Genomic DNA, 20,848 nt, shown 5'->3' with positions numbered 1-20,848 from the left:
CCGCTTCCCGGCGGCTCGGACGCCGCCTGTGCGACGGATGGTGGGGGGTGACCGGGACCGGGGACCGGGCCGGGCCGCGGGGTCCGGCCAAGTGCCGTCCTCCGGGCCGTGGTCGAGACCAGAACACCCCTATGTCCTGCCCATGTCAAGATGGCCGCCCTGCGTCCCATGGGACGGATGTTCCCCGGAAGGGACACATGTGCGGGATAGGCTTTCCGCGCGACGGCCGGAAACAGTCCCCCCAAGCCCAGCCCCGAAGGGGATCAGGAACTTGATACAGATAGATTCGGTGACCAAGCGATACCCCGACGGCACTGTGGCGGTCGACGAACTCTCCCTTGACATACCCGACGGCTCGATCACCGTACTGGTCGGACCCTCCGGCTGCGGCAAGACCACCACCTTGCGGATGATCAACCGGATGGTCGAGCCCAGCGGTGGCCGGATCCTGCTGGACGGCGCCGACATCCACGCGCAGCCGGTCAACGCGCTGCGCCGGTCGATGGGTTACGTGATCCAGAACGCCGGACTCTTCCAGCACCGCACCATCGTGGACAACATCGCGACCGTGCCGCGCATGCTGGGCTGGGACCGCAACCGGGCCAGGAAGCGCGCCAGGGACCTGATGGAACGCGTCGGCCTGGACGCCTCGATGGCCAAGCGCTACCCGTACCAGCTCTCCGGCGGCCAGCAGCAGCGCGTCGGCGTGGCCAGGGCGCTCGCCGCCGACCCGCCCGTCCTGCTGATGGACGAGCCCTTCTCCGCGGTCGACCCGATCGTCCGCAAGGGGCTCCAGGCCGAACTGCTGCGTATCCAGGCCGAGTTGGGCAAGACCATTGTCTTCGTCACGCACGACATCGACGAGGCCATCAAGCTCGGCGACATGGTCGCGGTGCTGCGGACCGGCGGGAAACTCGCCCAGTACGCGCCGCCGGACGAGCTGCTGACCGCCCCCGCCGACGCGTTCGTCGAGGACTTCCTCGGCACCGACCGCGGCATCCGCCGGCTGTCCTTCTTCACCTCGGCGGGACTCGAACTCACCACCGCGCCGATCATCGCCGTCGACTCGAGCTCCGCCCAGGTCGCCGAGCGCACCGCGGCGTCCGACGCCCCCTATCTCCTGGTCACCGACACCGACGGCAGGCCGATCGGCTGGACCGAGCCCGCCGCCGCGGCCAAGGGCGCCGACCGGCTGGACCGCGCCGATCTGCTGCCGCACGGGCGCCCGTTCGTCTTCGGCGAGGAGTCGCTGCGCGACGCGCTGGACTGCGCGGTGCTCTCGCCCACCGGCTGGGCGGTCGCCGTGGACGACACCGGGCGGGTGGTCGGCGTCACCTCGCAGACGACGATCGCCGAGGCCATCCGCGGCGCCCACGCGGAACGCGGCGCGGGCAGGGGCGCCGCGAAGACCGCCGCGTCCGGCGGGCACGGCGGGTCCGGCGCGAAGGCCGCGGACCCGGCCGACGCCGACCCGGAGACCGCTGCCAAGGCCGCCCGATGAGCGAGTACTTCACCATCCCCAGCGACCTCCAGCACTCCTATCTCGGCCTGATCGGCCTGCACTTGCGCGAGGCGCTGCTCCCGGTGCTCTTCGGCACGCTCATCGCGCTGCCGGTCGCCCAGCTCTGCGTCCGCTTCAAGTGGATCTACTCGCCCGTGCTGTGGGTCACGACCGTGCTGTACGCGATCCCGTCGCTCGCCTTCTTCGTCGTCCTCATCGACTACACCGGCGCGACCGAGACCACCGTGATGATCCCGCTGACCGTCTACAGCCTCGTGCTGCTGGTCCCGGCGATCGTGGACGGCGTCCGGTCGGTGCCCGAGGAGACGATGGCCGCCGCGACCGCCATGGGCCTCGGCCCCGGACGCCGTTATCTCCAGGTACAGTTGCCCATCGCGGTGCCCGCGATCTTCGCCGGGCTGCGGGTCGCGGCCGTGTCCAGCATCAGCCTGGTCAGCGTCGGCGCCCTGATCGGCAACCAGGGAGCGCTCGGCAATCTGCTCACCGACGGCATGTTCTACCACCGCACACCGCTGGTGGTGACCTCCGTGGTCTCCATCGCCGTACTGGGCATGGCGGTCGACGGCGTACTCGTCCTGATCCGCATGCTGCTCACGCCGTGGATGCCGCGCGGCGGACAGGCCAGGCGCAAGGGCGTACCGCTGTCGGAACCGGCGGAGCCCGCCTCACGACCCGCGCCCACCGCGCCCACCCTGAAGGACGCCGCCCGATGAACGTCCTGCACTTCGTCAACGCCTTCTTCAGCGACGGCTCGCACTGGCACGGCGCCGACGGCATCCCGCACCGGCTGTTCGAGCACGTCCAGTACAGCCTCATGGCCCTCGCCATCGCCGCCGCCATCGGACTGCCGATCGGCATGTTCACCGGCCACACCGGACGCGGCGGGAACGCGCTGGCGGCCATCGCGACCGCCGCGCGGGCGCTGCCCAGCTTCGGCCTGCTGGTGCTGATCACCGTCTGGGTCGGCATCGGCCTGACGCCGGTGATGATCCCGCTGGTCGCGCTCGCGGTGCCGCCGATCCTGGTCACCACCTACGAGGCCGTGCGCACCGTCGACCCCTCGCCGGTCGACGCGGCCCGCGGCATGGGCATGAGCACCACGAGCGTGCTCTTCCAGGTCGAACTGCCGGTCGCGCTCCCGCTGATCCTCAGCGGCCTGCGCTCCGCGGCGATCCAGGTGGTCTCCACCGCGTCGATCGCCGCGTACGTCAGCTTCGGCGGTGTCGGCCGCTACATCATCGACGGCCTCTACCAGCGCAACTACGAGAAGGTCGTCGGCGGGGCGACCCTCGTGGCGGGCCTCGCCCTCACCACGATCGGCCTGTTCTGGCTGGTCAACCGGCTCGTGGTGTCCCCGGGAGTGCGCCGCGGCGGCTGACCGCCGGGCAGCGCGAAGGAGCAGGGGGAAGCCACGCGGGAGCGGTGGGGGAACGGTCGGGGGCCGTACGACAACGGCCCCCGCTCAGCCCTCCGCGCGCGCCAGCGCCAGCTCCAGGACGACCAGCAGCGCGTCCCGTACCGAACCGCGCTCGCGCGCGTCGAAGGTGAACACCGGCACCTGCTCGGCGATGTCCAGCGCCCAGCGCACCTCGTCCATGGCGTGCTCGACGTGCCCGTCGAAAGCGTTGACGGCGACGGCGAACGGGATCGCCTTGTGCTCGAAGTAGTCGACGGCGGCGTAGCAGTCGTCGAGCCGCCGGGTGTCGACGATGACGAGCCCGCCGAGCGCGCCCTCCACCAGGTCGTCCCACATGAAGCCGAAACGGTCCTGCCCCGGCGTGCCGAACAGGTACAGCTTCAGCGACGCGTCGATCGTGATGCAGCCGAAGTCCATGGCGACCGTGGTGGTCGTCTTGTGCGGTGTGTGGCTGAGGTCGTCCACGCCCGCGGCGACCTCGGTGATGGCCGCCTCCGTGGTCAGCGGCCTGATCTCGGAGATCGACCCGACGGTGGTGGTCTTGCCGACACCGAAGCCGCCCGCGATCACCATCTTCACCGGCAGCGGCGGCCGGACGGCGGTCGGCAGCCCTGAGTCGGTCCTGCGGGCGGCCCGGCCCGCCGGCTCACTCGGTGTCACGTAATGCCCCCCTGGAGTCGGGGATGGTGCGGAGCCCATCGATAACCCTTCGCAGTACGGAGATGTCCTGGGCGATGTCGGAGCTGGGAACGTAGACCGACAGATGGCCGCCGGACTGGAGGTCCTCGGCCAGCACGCGGACCACGTTCAGATGCAGGCGGAGCTTGGCCGCGATCTCCGCCAGCGACTGCGGCACGCGGCAGAGCGCGACGATGTCGTGCTCCTCGAAGGAGAGCCCGTCGAGCGCCCCGACACCGGCCGCGGTCGTCACCACCTGGGTCTCGACTGGGATCGGCGGTCCCGACCTGGTGCCGGCCACCCGGCCCGCGGTGACCAGGAACGGCCGTACCGCGGGTGCCCGGCCGACCGGGTCGTCGGCGGAGCCCGTACGGGACCCCTCGCCGACTGGCGTGTCACCGGCCGCCATGTGCCTGCCTCCTCCTTCTGCTCTCCTCGCTTCTTGCTAGTCCCAGGACCGGCCGCGCGGGGACGGAACGGCGACGCTGTTCTTGAGTTCGAGGACGAGCTGCGGGCTGAGGGCGGCGCCCGCGCGGTTGGCGAAGACCGTCATCTCGTAGGCGATGTTGCCGAGCTTGGCTTCCTTGGAGGTGACGACGCCGAGCACCGCGCCGCTGCCGATCGCGGAGACCAGCACATGGCCGTCCTCCAGATCGATGATCACCTTGTTGAGGCCGCCGAGACCGTAGTTGCCCGCCGCGCCCGCCGCCAGGCTCGTGATGCCGGAGACGATGGCCGCCAGCCGCTCGGAGTCGGCCGCGTCGCGCAGTTGCGAGACGGCGATGAGCAGGCCGTCGGAGGATACGGCGATGGCGTCGACCACGCCCGCGGTCTCGGTGGCGAAACGGTTCAGCAGCCAGGTGAAGTCGGCTGCGGCGGCGCGCAGATCGGCGGGCGGGTCCTGTCCGGCCGGGGTCCCACCTGTCGGCGATGTCACTGGTCCGCTCCTTCCGGAAGCCCTGCTTGGCTGTTCGTCGTACCGGGTGCCGTGCCGCTCGCGACGTCACGGTTGGCCCGCTCCACTGCGGCCTCGAACTCGTCGAGTTCCGAGCGGACTTCTTCTGCGTCTGTCTGACGGGGGGCCCGGCGCGCGGCCGCGCGTCCCGCGTCGGTCAGTGTGGTGGCGAGCGTGGCACCGCGCACCCGGCGGCGCAGCGGACGGGCGCCGCCGTCCTCGCCGTCGCTCGGGGGCCGGTCCTGCTCGGAGTGGGGGGCGGTGGGTCCGCCCGCCGCGGGCGCCGGGGCGGCCGGGGTCTCCTCGGCCGCCTGGCGCTGCGGGACGCGGCGGGGGAGCGGGGTCAGGCCGTCGCGGCCGTCGCCCGGTCCGCCGAAGCCGCCGGGTTCGCCCGGTCCGGCTGATCCTGATCCGTCGCGTCCGTCGTCGCGTCCTGCCGCCGGTTCCGGCGCGCGCGGCGCGGGCACCGGGGCGGGGCCCGCGGGTGTCGTGGGTGTCGTGGGTGTCGTGGGGGAGCCTGCCGCGGACGTACCGGCCCACGACGGCGCGGTACGGCGTTCGGGCAGCGCGACCGTCTCCTCGGCCTCGACGTGGCGGGGAGCCGCGGCGGCCTCCCGCGCGCCGCCGACGGCCTTGGCGGCCGGAGCCGCCCCCTCGGCGACGGGCTCCGCGAACGGGCTCATGAGCAGCAGCAGCGTCGCCGGGATCGTCACCCGGCTGGTGACACCGCCGCCGGGCGTCCGCGTCAGCGTGACCCGTACGCCCCAGCGCCGGGCCAGGCTGCCGACCACGAACAGGCCGAGCACCTTCGTCGGCACCAGGTCGAGGCGCTCGCGGCGGATCAGCCGGGCGTTCTCCTCCGCCAGCCGCTCCGCGCTCATGCCCAGGCCGTGGTCGGTGATCTCGATCAGCGCGCCCTCGGCGCCGTCGCGCACCGACACCTCGACGGGGCTGCGGGCCGGGGAGAACGCCACGGCGTTCTCCAGGAGTTCGGCCAGCATCAGCGTCAGGTCGGCGATGATGTCGGGCGCGACCGTGACGTCGGTGTCCGCGAGCAGCGAGACCCGCTGGTAGCCCTCGATCTGGCCGAGCGCGGCGCGTACGACGTTGGTCAGCGCGGTGGGGCTGGCGTCCAGGCCCGCCTCGCGGATACCGGCGAGCAGCATCAGGCTGTCGGCGTTGCGCTGGAGGCGTACGGCCAGGTGGTCGATCCGGTACAGCCGGTCGAGCAGCGCGGGGTCGGTCTCGCCGCGCTCCAGGGCGTCGATCAGGGTGAGTTGACGGGCCGTCAGGTTGCTGACGCGGCGGCCGACGTTGCCGAACATCTCGGCCACGTTGCGGCGGCTGAGCACCTGGCGTTCCAGCAGCGCCGCCGCGGTGGACTGCACGCGGTTGAACGCCTCGGCCAGGTCGCCGATCTCGTCGTGCGCGGTGACCGGCACCTCCTGGAGGCGCGGCGCCCCCGCGAAGTCCGCGTCGTCGTCGGCGACCCGGGCCAGTTCCTGCCCGGCCACCTCGGCGACCTCCGTCGCGGCCCCGGTCAGCACCTGCACCGGCCGGATCACCGAGCGGCGTACGGCCACGGAGAAGGCCAGCCACAGCACGAACGCCAGCAGCGCGCCGCCGAGCAGCCACGCGGCCCGCCACCAGGCGTCGTCGGACGCCCGGTCGGCGCGGTGCGCGATCTGGTCGATCAGCGAGCCGGTGATCTTCAGCCGGGTCTGCGCCTGCTTCTGGTAGTCCGGGTAGGACTTGAGGGCCTTGGTGAAGGCCGCCCGCACCTGCGCGGGGCCGCTGGCCTCCAGCGCGCTCGGGTCGATCTGGAGGCCCGCGTACTGGAGCGCGATGCCGTTCCAGACCGGGTTCATCTCGATCCCGGCCAGCTCCGTGCGCTGCGCGTCGCTGGCGAACCGCCCGAAGCGGCTGGCCTGGGAGACGTAGAGCTGCTGGTAGCCGACCGCGTTGTTGAACTCGATCAGCGCGTTGGTGTCACCGGTCTGCGCGGAGAAGACGCTGGTCTCGAAGGAGGCGTGCGCGGCCTCCGCACGCAGCAGCGAGTCCAGCATGCTGCCGGTGCGGGTCGAGCTGAGGTTCTTGTTCAGATCGAGGCCGAGGCCGTCGATCAGGCCGTCCACGGTCGCGGTGTACGCCGGGTCGATGTTGTCCGCGGGCAGATAGCTCTGCTCGATGGTGCTCCGCAGGCTGCCGAGGCCGTTGATCTCCTTGAGGACCTGGGCCTCCGCGGCGGGCAGCCGCGATCCGAAGGTGGCGCGTACGTTCTCCACCTGCGCGTCCACGGCGGTGCGCGCCTGCCGGTAGGCGACCAGCGACGGGCGCTTGCCCGAGGTGGCCGATTCGTAGCGCACGGACAGCAGCAGAGCCTGCTGGTGCTCGGTCTCGACCAGGTCGACGAGTTCGGCGACCTGGCGGCTGTCGCGGACGAGCTGCGCGGCCGAGGCCGCGTCCTGCGCCTGGCCGACGAGGCCGGTGATCACGTAGGCGAGCAGCATCGCGACCACGACAAGCGGAACGCCGACGAGGACGTTGAGCTTGCGCCGGAACGGCCAGCGGTCGGCGAAGTTCCGTACCCCGCCCCTGACGTGTGGCTCCGGGTCAGGACGTGCCGACCCGTCCACCTCGTGCACGGACACCAAGCCTCCTCCGGAACCGCTTACCGGCTCGCCGACAACCGGACACGACGACAGTGGCGCAAAATGAACGCTTCTGTACGTAACCGGAATGAAGTGACCGGATACTCCCCGCGGTTGTCCGAGCACCTGACCAACGTCGGGGAGACTACCTCCTCTTGACCACGACTACCTGACCACACCATCAATAATTTGTTACGGACACGACCGTACGGAACGGGAATCACCGACCAATCCACCGGTGTTCAGACATCGATGCCGATCGGTGATCAGGCTGCTCTTGACTGACGCGGAAGCGGCTGGATTGGATCGCTGGGTAGCACTCGCAACCGCACGTGTGTGCGTACTCGACGTACGTCCGCGTGTGTGGGTGCGCCTACGCCACGAGTACGCCCGATCAGAGACCGAAACTCCCCGAGCCCGGAAGCGGAAATCGTGACCTCTCACGTGAAGAGCACCTGGTCCAGCCCGAGCCACATACGCCGCCTCGCGGCGGTCGCCGTCGTCGCCGCCGTCGCGGCGCCCCTGCTCGCGGGTTGTGGTGACTCCGGCTCCGACAAGGCCAAGGACCCGCTGGCCGGGTCGAAGGCGAGCGGCGACACCGTGGTCGTCGGCTCCAACAACTTCCCCGAGAGCATCCTCATCGCCGACATCTACGGCGAGGCCCTGAAGGCCAAGGGGATCAAGGTCAGCTACAAGCCGAACATCGGCAGCCGGGAGACCACCTACGGCCTGCTGAAGAACGGTTCGCTGACCGTACTGCCGGAGTTCAACGGCGCACTTCTGGCATACCTGGACGCCAAGGCCACGCCCAAGACGGCCCAGGCCACCAACGAGGCGGCACTCGCCAAGCTCGACCCGAAGCTGACGCTGCTCGACATGGCACCGGCCGAGGACAAGGACTCCCTGACGGTCAACGCGGCCACCGCGGCGAAGTACAAGCTGACCGAGAAGTCCACCATCGCGGACCTGGCGAAGTACGGCTCCGAGATCACCATCGGCGCCTCGCCCGAGTTCCAGACCCGGCAGCAGGGCCTGGTCGGCCTGAAGTCGGTCTACAACCTCACGCCGAAGTCGTTCAAGGCGCTCGACGCGGGCGGTCCGCTGACCGCGGCGGCGCTCAAGAACAACAACGTGCAGGCCGCCGACGTCTTCACCACGGACCCGACCATCGAGAAGGAGAAGTTCGTCGTCCTCCAGGACCCGGAGAACCTCTTCGGCTTCGAGAACGTGATCCCGCTGGTCTACAAGAGCGGTCTGTCCAAGGAGGGCGTCGCCGCGCTCAACGCGGTGTCGGCGAAGCTCGACACGGCGGCCCTGCTCCGCCTGGACACCCAGGTGCAGAGCGACAACAAGGACCCGCTGGAGGTCGCCAAGACCTGGCTGACCTCCGTCGGCCTCGGCTGACCGCGGCAGCGGGACCGATACAGCGCAGTGGGTACAGCCTCTGATTCCGAGACGCCGACGCACCGCACGACGGCGCCCTCCGCCGAGGAGGGGGCCTTCGTGGTGCTCGACGGCGCCGGCCTGGACGCCGACGCCGTGACGCGGATCGCGGACCGGACGGCCGTACCCACCGTGGCGCCCGAGGCGCTGGCCCGCGCGGACCGCTCCTGGCGGGCCGCGCGGCAGGCCGCCGCCGCGGGCCGGATGTACGGGCGGCACACCGGCGTCGGCGCGAACCGGCTCGTGCCGGTCAGCGACGAGGACCAGGCGGGACAGGACCTGCGGCTGCTGCGCAGCCACGCGGGCGGGGTCGGGGCGCTGCTCCCGGCCCGCCAGGTGCGTGCCGCGCTCGCCGTCCGCGCCAACCAGGCGCTGGCGGGCGGCTCCGCGCTCCAACCGGCCGTCGTGCAGGCCCTGGTGGAGGCGCTGCGGCTCGGTGTGCACCCGGCGGTCAGCGAGTACGGGGCAGTCGGCACCGGGGATCTGACCGCGCTCGCCGAGACCGGTCTCGCGCTGATCGGCGAACGGCCGTGGCTGCACGAGGACTTGGGGCGGCAGCCGGATCCCGCGGACGCCTTCCGCGAGGGGCCGTGGCCGTCGCCGTCGCCGCAGTCCTCGCCGTCGCCGTTCTCGCCGCAGTCCACGCCGTCGCCCTCGCGGGCACCTTCGCCGTCGCCTTCGCCGTCGTCCGGTCCGTCGCCCGACGGTGAAGTGCCGCCGTCCGCCGGTGGGTTGGACCCGGCCGCCGCGCTCGACCCGGCCGCGGTGCCCGCGCCCTTCCCCGGCCGCGTCACCCTCCAGCAGGGCGACGCGCTCGCGCTGATGAGCAGCAGCGCCTTCACCCTCGGGCAGGCCGCGCTGGTCTGCCACGACCTGGACGTCCTGCTGCGCGCCTCGCACGCCGTGACGGCCCTCTCGCTCGCCGCCGTCTCCGGCTCGCTCGAGGCGTACGCGGCGCCCGCCCTCGCCATCCGCCCCTATCCAGGCGCGCTGCACGCCGGGGCCGAGGTCCGCAGACTGCTCGGCGTCCCCGACCGGCCGCGCGCCACCGGCCGCCGCATCCAGGACCCGTACGGCTTCCGGGCCTTCCCGCAGGTGCACGGCCCGGCGCTGGAGGCGGCCTGGGCACTGCGCCGGATTCTGGACGTCGAGGTCAACTGCCCCTCGGAGAACCCGCTGATCGGCGAGGAGGGACCGGACGGCGGGCCGGTCGCGTACCACCACGGCGGTTTCATGGCCACGCCCGTCGGGCTCGCGCTCGACCACCTCTGCCTCGCCGTACTTCAGACCGCGCAGCTGTCCGCCGCGCGGCTGACCGCCTTCGGCGACCCCGAGATCACCGGCCTGCGCTCCTACCTCGCCGGGGGCTCGGCGGCCAGCTCGGGCATGATGATCCTGGAGTACAGCGCCAATTCCGCCCTCGCGGAGATACGCGCCAGCGCCGTACCGGCCTCGGCCGGGCACGCGGTGCTCTCGCGCGGGGTCGAGGAGGCCGCGAGCTTCGCCTCCCAGGCCACCCGGCAGGCGCTGCGCGCCGTGGACGCCTACCGGCTCGTGCTCGCCTGCGAACTCGTCGCCGCCGTACGGGCGTTGCGGCTGCACCCGGCGCTTCCCGCGCTGTCGGCGGGCGCCGGTACGCACGCGCCGGTCTTCGCCGTCCTGGACTCCGCGCTGCCGACGGCCACCGAGGACCGGGCGCTGACCCCCGACGTGTCGCTCGCGGTGGACCTGCTGCCGGAGCTGGCGGCGCTCTGACATCCGCCGCCGGGACCCGCGGAAGGCGACTGACCTGCGGCAGGGCGCCGCGCGGCGGACGGGCGGCGCCTGTAGAGTCCGGGTGCATGGCTCAGATCATCGAAGGGGTCTCGCGCACCTTCAACGAGTTCCTGCTGCTGCCCAACCGGACGCGGACGGACTGTTCGCCGGAGGCGGTGGACCTGCGGACGCCCCTGGTCCGGCACGCGCGGGACGAGCCGTCGCCGATCGAGCTGCGGACCCCGTTCACGTCCGCGATCATGCAGTCGGTGAGCTCTCCTGAGCTGGCCATCGCGCTCGCGCGCGACGGCGGGCTGAGCTTCCTGCACCACAACCGGCCGGTGGCCGACCAGGTCGCGGACGTCCGCGCGGTGAAGAACTTCAAGGCCGGATTCGTGGTCAGCGACACCAACGTACGGCCGCAGGACCCGCTGGGCCGGCTGCGGGAGCTGATGCGGACCACCGGTCACAGCACGGCCGCCGTCACCCACGACGGCACCGGCACCGGGCGGCTGCTGGGCCTGGTGACCTCCCGCGACTTCCACCCGCAGCGCCACCGGTCCGACGAGCCGGTCTCCAGCCGGATGGTCCCGGTCGACGTCCTCGCGTGCGCGACCGACGACATCACCTTGTCGCAGGCCAACTCCCGGCTGTGGGACGAGCGTCTGGACTGCCTGCCGGTGGTCGACGCCGAGGGCTTCCTGCGCTACCTGGTCTTCCGCTCCGACTACTCGGACAACAAGCGCTTCCCCCACCAACTGGTCGACCAGGACAAGAGGTTGCGGGTCGGCGCGGGCGTCAACACGCACGACTACCGCGAGCGCGTCCCGCGACTGGCCGAGGCCGGGGCCGACGTGCTCTGCTTCGACTCCTCCGACGGCTTCAGCGACTGGCAGGCCCAGGCGATCGCGTGGTCGAAGGAGCACTTCCCGCGGATCCCGGTCGGCGGCGGCAACGTCGTGGACGGCGAGGGCTTCCGCTTCCTCGCCGAGGCGGGCGCCGACTTCGTCAAGGTCGGCGTCGGCGGCGGTTCCATCTGCATCACCCGCGACCAGAAGGGCATCGGCCGCGGCCAGGCCAGCGCCGTCCTCGACGTCGCCGCGGCCCGCGACGCCTTCGCCGAGCGGACCGGCCAGTACGTGCCGATCTGCTCCGACGGCGGCCTGGTGCACGACTACCACATGTCCCTGGCCCTCGCGATGGGCGCCGACTTCGTCATGATGGGCCGCTACTTCGCCCGCTTCGACCAGGCGCCCGGCGCCAAGCTCCCCACCCGCGACGGCTTCGTCAAGGAGTACTGGGGCGAGGGCTCCAGCCGCGCCCGCAACTGGCAGCGCTACGAACAGGGCGGCCAGGGCCTGGTCTTCGAAGAGGGCGTGGACGGTTACGTCCCCTACGCGGGCGACCTCAGCGAAGGTCTCGCCGTCACCGTCGCCAAAATGAAGGCCACCATGGTCTCCTGCGGTGCCCTGACCGTCCGCGACTTCCAGGCCACCGCCCGCCTCACCGTCGTCTCCGAACAGAGCTTCCAGGAAAGCCACGCCACGGTCGCCCTCCGCGACCCCACCGACTCCTTCGACCGCGCCTGACGGTCAGTCGCCCGCTGCGGGCGACACCGGCTCGGCCGGTTCCTCGGCTTCCGCCGCCTCGACGGGCGTCAGGACCGCCGCCGGGTCGGGGAGGTGGGGGAGGACTTCGGTGGTGTAGCTCTCGACCGTGGCGTCGAGGCCCACGTCGCGCTGGGCGCGCTCGGAGAGGTACCAGCGGTGTTCGAGGAGTTCGTGGTAGACCTGCGCCGGGTCGACGCGGGCGCGCAGGTCCTGGGGGACGGAGCGGACGGCGGGGCGGAAGACGTCGCGCAGCCAGCGGTGGGCGAGGACTTCGGGGCGGGCGGCGGGCAGGCCGTCGGCGGGGGCGTGGTCGTCCTGGGTGGCCATCCAGGACTCCAGGTCGTTGAGGAGGCTGCGGGCCTGGTTCTCCTCGGTGTCGAGGCCGGTCAGGCGCAGGAGTTGGCGCTGGTGGTGGCCCGCGTCGACGACCTTGGGCAGGAAGGTCACGGTGTCGCCCCCGGGTGAGCGCTCGATCTGCATCTCGGCGACGTCGAAGCCGAGGTCGTTCAGGCGGCGGATTCTGCGGTCGATGTAGTGCCGCTTGCTGGCCGGGTAGACGGACTCGCGGGTCAGCTCGTGCCACAGGTCGGCGTAGCGGCGGACGATCGCCTCACCGAACGGGACCGGGTCGACCGAGGGGTGCAGGGAGCCGCCCGCTTCGAGGTCCATCAGCTCGCCCGCGATGTTCACCCGGGCCAGCTCGATGTCGTACTCCCGCTGCCCGCGCGTGAGTTCGGGCTGGATCTGCCCCGTCTCGGCGTCCACCAGGTAGGCGGCGTACGCGCCCGCGTCACGGCGGAAGAGCGTGTTGGACAGCGAGCAGTCGCCCCAGGCGAAACCGACCAGGTGGAGCCGTACGAGGAGGACGGCGAGCGCGTCCAGCAGGCGGTTGACGGTGTCGGGGCGCATCGTCGTCTCGAACATCGAGCGGTACGGCAGCGAGCCGTTCAGATGCCGGGTGATGAGCGCGGGCTCCAGCGGGGTGCCGTCGGCGGCGGCCCGGCCGGTCACCACCGCGATCGGGTCCACGGCCGGTATCGCGAGCCGGTCGAGGTCGCGCAGCAGCCCGTACTCACGCACGGCCGCCCACTCGCTGACCTCCTTGATCGCCACGACCTCGTCCCCGGCCCGCGCGAAGCGCACGACGTGCCGGGAGATGCCGCGCGGCAGCGCGACCAGTGAGGTGTCCGGCCACTCCTCCAGCGGCAGGTTCCACTCCAGGTCGAGCAGCGCCGACGGGTGCTCCGCGTCGGTGGCGGTGATCTGCAACGGCATGGTGTGCGCCTCTCGCTTCCTTGTCCGGTCCGGCCGTCCCCGATGCTGCCATGCCCCGCCGGGGAGGCGGTGGCGCCCACCCGGCCATACTCGGTATACATACTCAGTATGCATACCGAGTATGGTCTTTCCCGGCCGACCCGCTGTCCCCGCCGCTTCCGGGGAAGGCGTCCGCTATGAGTGATGTGTCGGTCGTTCAGCCCGCGGTGCTGCCGCGGCCCACGCAGCGGACAGGACAGGTACGGCCGGCCCCACGACGCAGGCGCTGGCCGGTCCCGGCGGTGGCGGTCGCCTGCGCGGCGCCGCTGTACGCGCTCTGGGCGTGGCTGCTGGCCACGGGCGGCGGCGACCTCGCGGCCCAGGTCGCGTGGGCCGGTTTCGCGGGGCGGCATCCGGGCACGCCGTACAACCTCGCCTGGTACGGCGGCATGCACACGATGGACTACAGCGTGCTCACCCCGCCGCTGATGGCGTACGCCGGGGTCCGGGCCGTCTCGGTCGCGGCCGGTCTGGCGGCGACGTGGGCGATGGCCGTGCTCTTCGTCCGCTCCGGCGTGCGGCGGCCGATGGTCCCGGCGCTGCTGGGCGCCGTGTGCCAGTGGTGCGACGTGGCCTCTGGGCGTACGACCTTCGCGGTCGGCGCGGCCTTCGGGCTGCTGGCGCTGTGCCGGGTGCGACGGGCGCCGGACCGCTGGGCGGGCACCGCGGTCCTCGCGGCGCTCACGGCGATGTCCAGCCCGGTCGCCGCCCTCTTCCTGTGGGTCGCGGGCGCGGGCCTGCTGGCGGCGGGCCGCCGCGCCGCCGCGCTCGCCCTGGCGGCGCCGCCGGTGCTGGTGCTGGGCGCGGTGTACATGCTCTTCCCCTTCCAGGGCGAGCAGTTGATGAGCGCCGACGCGGCGGTCTGCCCGCTGGTGACCTCCCTGGCGCTGGCCCTGGCCGCGCCGCGGTCCTGGCGCACGGTCCGGGCGGGCGCGGTCGCGTACGCGCTCGGCACGGCGCTCACCGCCTGCGTGGCCTCGCCCGTCGGCACCAACGTCGAGCGGCTGGCCGGGATCGCCGGACTGCCGCTGCTGGCCGCCGCGCTGATGGAACGCGTGGCCCGACGCCCGCGCGGCGGCTCGTACGTGCGCCTGGACCGGGGCCCGACCCGTACGGCCGCCCGCGCCCCCGTGCTCGGCGCGGTCCTCGTCGTCGTGCTGACCGGCGCGCTCGGTCACAACGGCTACGCGCTGGCCGCCAAGACCGGCAGGGAACTGCGCATGTCCACCGCCGTCCCCGACTGGGCCTCGCACACCGAGGGGGTGACCCGCGCGCTGCGCGGACTGCGCGCCGAGCGGCACCGTATCGAGGTCGTTCCGGCCCGCGATCACCGCGAGTCGACGCTCTTCGCCGACGTCGCCCAGATCGCCCGCGGCTGGAACCGCCAACTCGACGTGAAGAGGGACCCGTTGTTCTACGGCGGGACGCTGCCGGACGGGACGCTTCCGGCCGCCGCCTACCGCCGCTGGCTCGACGACTGGGCGGTGGCGTATGTCGTGCTGCCCCACGGCGACGTGGGCGGTCCCGGCGCGGCGGAGGCCGCGCTGCTCGCGCCCGCCGCCCGCCCCGACTGGCTGTGGCCGGTCTGGCGGGACCCGTACTGGACGGTCTTCGCGGTGGAGCGCCCGGTGCCGCTGGCCTCGGCGCCCGCGCGCGTGCTGCGGGCGGGTGAGGCCGACGTGACGGTCCGGCTGCCGAAGGCCGGAAGCACCGTCGTCCGCGTCGCCTGGTCGCCCTGGTTCCGGGTGACCGGCGGATGCGTGAGCCGCGCGGGCCGCTGGACGCGGATCACCGCGCCGTCCGCCGGCGACTACCGCCTATACAGCATATACAGTCGCGCTAAAAGGAGTTGCGGATAAAAAAGACGCTGTCTTTGCGAACCCGCGCGCATATGCCGACAGCCGACGGACATCTTCGTGCGGGTGCGCGCGGGCATGTGTAGGGTATACGTTGTACACATGCTCAACCATGCCCCATGGGGCAATTGACGGCACCGGCACCGACCGCGATCATCGGCCAGCACCCTGGATCGGCCTGTCCGCCGACGCGGGGCGCCTCGGCAGCGGTGCTTCCACCACGGCATGGTCACCATCCATAGTCAGCAGCCAGATTCGCCGGATACGGCGACTTTCCACACTCTGGAGTCGGCATGACCGAAACGCCCCACCCCCCCGCTGCTTTAAGGTGGTGGACCCTGGCAGTGGTATCCGTCGGCACATTCATGCTGATGCTGGACCTGAGTGTGGTCTCGGTCGCCCTGCCCGGCATTCATGATTCACTGCACGCCAGCTTCAGCGGTATGCAGTGGGTGTTCGACGCGTATGCGCTGACGCTCGCGGCTTTCCTCGTGACCGCCGGATCGGTGGCGGACAGGACCGGCCGCAAGCGGCTCTTCCTGATCGGCCTGATCATCTTCACCGCGGCTTCCCTCGCCTGCGGACTGGCCGGGGATATCGGGGTATTGAATGTCAGCCGCGGAGTCCAGGGTGTCGGCGCGGCCATCATGTTCGCCGTGGGCCCCGCTCTGCTCGGTCATGAGTTCCGCGGCAAGGAACGCGCCACCGCGTTCAGCGCGTTCGGCGCCGCGGTGGGTCTCGCCGTCGCCACGGGACCGCTGATCGGCGGCGCGCTGACCAATGGCCCCGGCTGGCGCTGGATCTTCTATCTGAATGTGCCGGTCGGCCTGATCACCGTCCTGATCGCGATGCGCCAGGTCCGTGAATCGCGGCTGCCCAGCGCCGCCGCCCCCGACTTCGTCGGCATGGTCTCCTTCACGCTCTCGCTGGCCGCCCTGGTGCTGGCCATCATCCGCGGCAACACCGACGGCTGGTTCTCCGGCAGCAACATCGCGCTGTACGCGGTGGCCGCGGTGTGCCTGGCGGTCTTCCTCGCGGTCGCGCGCTCCCGCGGCGAGCAGGCGATGTTCGACACCCAGCTCTTCCGCAACCGCACCTTCCTCGGCCTGTCCGCGACGACCTTCCTGGCCAACGCCGCGGGTCTGCCGCCGATCTTCCTGGTCACGACGTATTTGCAGAGCGTCGAGGGCGCTTCCGCCTGGTCCGCCGGCCTGCGCTTCCTGCCGCTGACGCTGGCGATGTTCTTCTTCGGCGCGCTGGCCGGCGGGCTCACCGGCAAGGTGCCCTTCCGGGTCATCATGGCCACCTCCCAATTCGCCCTGGGCATCGGCCTGTTGCTCATCCACCTCAGCGGCGCGGGCGACAGTTGGACCTCGCTCATCCCCGCCCTGGTGGTCATCGGCCTGGCCTTCGGCCTGTTCAACCCGACTCGCGCGGCGCTCGCCATCGGTGTCGCGGAACCGGCCAAGGCCGGTGTCGCCTCCGGTATCAGCGAGACGTTCCAGCAGGTGGGAACGGCTCTGGGCATCGCGGTCGCGGGCGCGTTCTTCGAGAACCACGTCACCAGCGCCTTCAAGGCGTCCGACGCCGCGGCCACGCTCACCAGCGCCCAGAGCGACAAGATCGCCAACGGGATCAGCGCGGGCAGCATCGACGAGGCCGCGCACTCGGCGGGCCCCGGCCTGGCCGACAAGGTGCTGGCCGCCGGGCGCGACGCGTTCACCACCGGCTTCCACGACGCCATGACCCTGTGCGCCGTGTTCGCCTTCGTCGCCGCGGTGATCGCCGCGCTGACGCTGCGCCACAAGGACCTGCACGAGAGCGCGTTGACCGGCATCCTGCCCGAGCTGCCCGAAGAGGGCGAGGAGTCCGTCCGCGAGACGGCGCCGGCCGGACAGCGCTGACGGAACCCGCCGGGCGGCACTGACCCGGCTCAGGAGGACCGCGCCGGGCGGCACTGACCCGGCTCAGGAGGACCGCCCGCGGCGCCGTACGACAGGCGCCCGCACGGCGAGCGTGACAGTGGCGGCGGGCCCGCGGAAGCGGCCCGCCGCCACTGTCGTTGTCGCCGGGCTTCACAGGAATTCACTTTGACCGATCTGGTCAGTAATGCGACGGCGTCCCGGTGACCAGCCCATTGTGACTCCCGCAGGGGAAATGCGCTGGTCACCGGGATGAGTTCCGGTCATCGGGACGCGTTCCAGTATGGTATTGCCATCGGAACTGCCGGACGCTAGGCTGTCAAACAATTCCAGTACTGATACGGGGGTATGCGAGTGCTGGCACGAGAATATTCGAGGTCCGACACCTGGTCGGCCTCTCATGCACGGTTGATCGACCCCGCACCACCAGGCCGTACGGCCGGTGACGTCCGGACATCCCGTCCCTCCGTGCCTTCGGGCACGAATCCACGGGAACAGCAATCCGTGATCTCGCACAACTCGTGACTTCGGCTGGAGCCTGACGCGCCGCCGAGGCACTGAGTAATCGTTGTGCCGAGGCACGACTCCACCGCGCTTCACCGTTCCTCTCGCCGAGATTTTTCGCACCCAAAAGCCCAATGCCTGACTTTGTCATGCCGGAAATCAATTCCCCACGAGGGTGCCGGCCCGGTCAGGCATGCGCAGGTCCGTACGAGTGTCACTGCATTTCGTCAGCAACCACGCTCTTAAGGGGACGCAAGGTATGAAGCCGCTCGGCTTAATCGACCGTGTCGATCTTCCGGTCGATAAGATTCCCACCCGTTGGTACAACGTCATCCCGGATCTGCCCCGCTTGCCCGAGGAGTACATCGACAACTCCACCGGCAAGAAGGTCACGCGGGAGTGGCTGGAGCGGCTGTTCGTCAAGTCGATGGCCGCGCAGGAGACCTCGCTGGAGCGCTGGATCACGATCCCCGAGCCGGTACGCGAGGCGTACAAGCTCTGGCGGCCGACCCCGCTGATCCGCGCCGTCGCGCTGGAGCGGGAGCTGGGCACTCCGGCCCAGATCTGGTTCAAGTACGAGGCCACCTCGCCCAGCGGCAGCCACAAGCTCAACTCCGCCCTCGCGCAGGCGTACTACGCCAAGCGCGACGGCCACACCCGGCTGGTCACCGACACCGGCGCCGGCCAGTGGGGCAGCGCCCTGGCCATCGCCTGCCAGATCTTCGGCCTCGACCTCACGGTCTTCATGGTGCGGGCGAGCTACCACACCAAGCCGTACCGCCGGAATCTGATGGAGACCTACGGCGCCGAGGTGCGGCCGAGCCCCGGCGACACCACGGACTACGGCCGCAAGCTCCTCGCGGAGTACCCCGACCACCCCGGCAGCGAGGCCACCGCGGTCAGCGAGGCGCTGGAGTGCGTCGACGCCGACGAGGGCACCCGCTTCGCGGTCGGCGCCTTCTCCAACCACTGCCTGCTGCACCACTCGGTGATCGGCCTGGAGCTGAAGGAACAGCTCAGGATGATCGGCCGCACCCCCGACTACCTGATCGCCTCGGTCGGTTGCGGGTCCAACCTCAGCGGCTTCGCCTCGCCCTTCGTCGAGGACAAGCTCAACGGCGCCGACATCACCATCCTGGCCGCCGAGCCGGAGGCGTGCGCGCCGCTGACCTACGGCGAGTACCGGCTGGACTTCGCCGACTCCAACGGCCGCGGCCCCGGTGTGCACACCTACACCCTCGGCCACGAGTTCGTGCCGCCGCCCATCCACGCGGGCGGCCTGCGTTACCACGGTTGCGCCCCGATCGTGGGTCTCATGCGGCACGAGGGGCTGCTCGACGCCGAGGCGTACGGGCAGGTGTCCGTCTTCGACGCGGGCACCACGTTCGCGAAGCTCCAGGGCTACCTCCCGGCCCCCGAGACCTCGCACGCCATCCGGGCCGTCATCGACAAGGCCCTGGAGTGCAAGCGGACCGGGCGCGAGGCCACCATCGTGTTCAACTACAGCGGCCACGGCCTGCTGGACCTGGGCGCGTACGGCCGGTACAACGAGGGCCTGCTGCGCGACGTCGAGAAGGAAGACTTCGTCGCCCCCAGCATGGAGGGCCTCCAGGCATGAGGTCCTACCCTCAGTACATCGACGGCAAGGACGTCGAGGGTGCTCGATGGACGTACGTCCTGCGCGCCTCGGCGTACCTGAAGGAGAACCGCCCGACGTTCAACCTCAAGCGGGCGCTGGAACTCGGGCGGCCCGTGGAGTCGACCGAGGCCGTGGTGGCCCGGTGCGCGGTGGGCGCCCCCGAGGACAACGACCGGGCGCTGGAAGCGGCCCGCAGGGCGAGCCGGACCTTCCGGCTCCTCCCGCAGGAGACCCGCAGTCAGATCGTCCTGGAGTTCAACGAGACGCTGGCCGAACGGTCAGAGGAACTCATCGACATCCTGATCGCCGAGGGGCACCCGCGCCGGCTCGCCCAGTGGGAAGTCAGCGGCATGCTGCGCTGCTGCGACGAGCCGACGGTCCGCTGGTACGAGAGCCAGCTCCACCAGGAGTTCGCGCCGCAGGGCCGCACGCTGGAACTGGTGCGCAAGCCCGACGGCGTGGTGTGCGTCAACCCCCCGCAGAACGCGGCGGGTTCGAACTCCACGCTGGGCGTGCTCGCCCTCCTGGCGGGCAACACGCTGGTGGTGAAGGCGCCGCGCACCACGCCGCTGAGCGTGATGTTCGTCTACCGCGACATCCTCGCGCCGATCCTGGAGAAGCACGGCGCCCCTCCGGGGACGCTCAATGTGATCTGCGGTCACACCGAGGCCGTGCTGCGGACCTGGCTCGCCAGCCCGCTGGTGGACGACATCCTGTTCTTCGGCGACAGCGCCGCGGGCCTCAAGCTCGGCGAGGACTGTCTGCGCAACGGCAAGAAGGCGATCCTGGAACTCGCGGGCAACGACGGCTTCGTGGTCTGGAAGGACGCGGATCTCGAAGCCGCCGCGCGGGCCCTGGAGGAGTCGTTCTACGGCTCCAGCCAGATCTGCATGGTGCCGAAGTACGCGATCGTGCACCCCGAGGTCGCCGACCGCTTCCTCGAGGTGTTCGTGGAGCGCGCCAAGGCCATCGTGCCCGGCTACCCGGAGAACCCGGAGATCCTGCTCAGCCCGGTACTGAAGGTCGACGGCTTCTTCGACTTCCTGTCCGAGGCCGAGACCAAGGGCGCGTCCGTGCTCTGCGGCGGCACGCGCGTGGACGTCGACGGCGAGACATCGAGCACCGGGATGTTCTGCCTGCCGACGGTGGTCAGGGTCGACGGACTCACCGAGTCGCGGGACCTGTCCTGCGTACGCGAGGAGACCTTCTTCCCGCTGCTGCCGGTCGTGGTGCCCGAGGCGACCACGGACGACGACGCGCTGCTGGAAGACATCATCGACTTCCTCAACGCCAACAAGTACGGGCTGCGCAACTCGGTGTGGACCGGCGACGAGCAGACCGCCCACCGGTTCGCCGACGGCGTGACCAACGGCGGCCTGCTGAAGGTCAACGACTCGCACATCGGGTTCAACTCCATCCTCTCCACCCACGGTGGCAACGGCCTCACCGGCGGACCGTACGGAGAGCTGAACTACGCGGGACTGCGCACCACGCACCTCCAGGGCATTTCGTGGGGTGACGGTGATCCGCGTCCGCTGGACTCGCAGATCGTCCCGGCCGGCGAAAGGGCGCGGAGCTAAGA

General features: G+C 71.2%; 15 protein-coding genes. 10 read left to right on the top strand and 5 right to left on the bottom strand.

Going from position 1 to position 20,848, the window contains the following annotated elements; translation table 11 throughout:
* The first annotated feature begins 271 nt into the window (after positions 1 to 271).
* From ABZX65_RS25525 to ABZX65_RS25515, 3 genes are read left to right on the top strand one after another with little or no spacing between them, the layout of a single operon-like run.
* Entirely contained in the window at positions 272 to 1,501 is a 1,230-nt protein-coding gene (locus ABZX65_RS25525; protein WP_355344357.1) for an ABC transporter ATP-binding protein, read from the top strand.
* Entirely contained in the window at positions 1,498 to 2,235 is a 738-nt protein-coding gene (locus tag ABZX65_RS25520) for an ABC transporter permease (RefSeq protein WP_355344354.1), read from the top strand. Before ABZX65_RS25525 ends, ABZX65_RS25520 begins: the two co-directional genes overlap by 4 nt.
* A complete protein-coding gene (locus tag ABZX65_RS25515; protein ID WP_355344351.1) occupies positions 2,232 to 2,900 on the top strand; it encodes an ABC transporter permease in 669 nt (222 codons plus the stop codon). Before ABZX65_RS25520 ends, ABZX65_RS25515 begins: the two co-directional genes overlap by 4 nt.
* A gap of 84 nt (positions 2,901 to 2,984) precedes the next feature.
* On the opposite strand, the gene ABZX65_RS25510 is transcribed toward ABZX65_RS25515, so the two are convergent.
* Genes ABZX65_RS25510 through ABZX65_RS25495 form a run of 4 tightly spaced genes read right to left on the bottom strand, consistent with a single transcriptional unit; the run spans position 2,985 to position 7,223 of the window.
* Complete coding sequence (locus tag ABZX65_RS25510; RefSeq protein WP_355344348.1) at positions 2,985 to 3,599, bottom strand: ATP/GTP-binding protein; 615 nt, start codon at positions 3,597 to 3,599, stop codon at positions 2,985 to 2,987.
* The gene (locus tag ABZX65_RS25505) at positions 3,586 to 4,026 is read right to left on the bottom strand and encodes a DUF742 domain-containing protein (protein WP_188280651.1); all 441 of its coding nucleotides are present in this window, start codon (positions 4,024 to 4,026) and stop codon (positions 3,586 to 3,588) included. Before ABZX65_RS25505 ends, ABZX65_RS25510 begins: the two co-directional genes overlap by 14 nt.
* A gap of 36 nt (positions 4,027 to 4,062) precedes the next feature.
* Positions 4,063 to 4,554: a roadblock/LC7 domain-containing protein gene (locus ABZX65_RS25500; protein ID WP_355344344.1), complete on the bottom strand. Its 492-nt coding sequence runs from the start codon at positions 4,552 to 4,554 to the stop codon at positions 4,063 to 4,065.
* Positions 4,551 to 7,223 carry an ATP-binding protein gene (locus tag ABZX65_RS25495; protein ID WP_355344341.1) on the bottom strand — a complete coding sequence of 891 codons (2,673 nt, stop codon included), beginning with the start codon at positions 7,221 to 7,223 and terminating at the stop codon, positions 4,551 to 4,553. The genes ABZX65_RS25500 and ABZX65_RS25495 overlap by 4 nt, the downstream gene beginning before the upstream one ends.
* A gap of 432 nt (positions 7,224 to 7,655) precedes the next feature.
* Here ABZX65_RS25495 and ABZX65_RS25490 point away from each other — a divergent pair, with 432 nt between their 5' ends.
* The 3 genes from ABZX65_RS25490 (at position 7,656) to ABZX65_RS25480 (ending at position 12,010) form a co-directional block, all read left to right on the top strand.
* The gene (locus tag ABZX65_RS25490) at positions 7,656 to 8,627 is read left to right on the top strand and encodes an ABC transporter substrate-binding protein (RefSeq protein ID WP_355344338.1); all 972 of its coding nucleotides are present in this window, start codon (positions 7,656 to 7,658) and stop codon (positions 8,625 to 8,627) included.
* Positions 8,628 to 8,726: 99 nt separating this feature from the next.
* Entirely contained in the window at positions 8,727 to 10,421 is a 1,695-nt protein-coding gene (locus ABZX65_RS25485; RefSeq protein WP_355344456.1) for an aromatic amino acid ammonia-lyase, read from the top strand.
* 86 nt (positions 10,422 to 10,507) lie between these two features.
* A complete protein-coding gene (locus tag ABZX65_RS25480) occupies positions 10,508 to 12,010 on the top strand; it encodes an IMP dehydrogenase (protein ID WP_355344335.1) in 1,503 nt (500 codons plus the stop codon).
* 3 nt (positions 12,011 to 12,013) lie between these two features.
* Here the strand turns inward: ABZX65_RS25480 and ABZX65_RS25475 are convergent, their stop codons facing one another.
* The gene (locus ABZX65_RS25475; RefSeq protein WP_355344332.1) at positions 12,014 to 13,306 is read right to left on the bottom strand and encodes a DUF4032 domain-containing protein; all 1,293 of its coding nucleotides are present in this window, start codon (positions 13,304 to 13,306) and stop codon (positions 12,014 to 12,016) included.
* 176 nt (positions 13,307 to 13,482) lie between these two features.
* Between ABZX65_RS25475 and ABZX65_RS25470 the strand changes: the two genes are divergently transcribed.
* The 4 genes from ABZX65_RS25470 (at position 13,483) to ABZX65_RS25455 (ending at position 20,846) form a co-directional block, all read left to right on the top strand.
* Positions 13,483 to 15,204, top strand: coding sequence for a hypothetical protein (locus tag ABZX65_RS25470; RefSeq protein ID WP_355344329.1), 1,722 nt, complete (start codon positions 13,483 to 13,485; stop codon positions 15,202 to 15,204).
* Between the two features lie 290 nt (positions 15,205 to 15,494).
* A complete protein-coding gene (locus ABZX65_RS25465) occupies positions 15,495 to 17,105 on the top strand; it encodes a DHA2 family efflux MFS transporter permease subunit (RefSeq protein WP_355344326.1) in 1,611 nt (536 codons plus the stop codon).
* 715 nt (positions 17,106 to 17,820) lie between these two features.
* Entirely contained in the window at positions 17,821 to 19,245 is a 1,425-nt protein-coding gene (locus ABZX65_RS25460) for a TrpB-like pyridoxal phosphate-dependent enzyme (protein WP_355344323.1), read from the top strand.
* Positions 19,242 to 20,846, top strand: coding sequence for an aldehyde dehydrogenase family protein (locus ABZX65_RS25455; protein WP_355344320.1), 1,605 nt, complete (start codon positions 19,242 to 19,244; stop codon positions 20,844 to 20,846). Before ABZX65_RS25460 ends, ABZX65_RS25455 begins: the two co-directional genes overlap by 4 nt.
* Positions 20,847 to 20,848: the final 2 nt, after the last annotated feature.

It is taken from the genome of Streptomyces sp. NPDC003300 (genome assembly GCF_040610915.1).
Taxonomy (GTDB): Bacteria; Actinomycetota; Actinomycetes; order Streptomycetales; family Streptomycetaceae; genus Actinacidiphila.
This window is presented reverse-complemented; position numbering and strand designations above follow the sequence as displayed.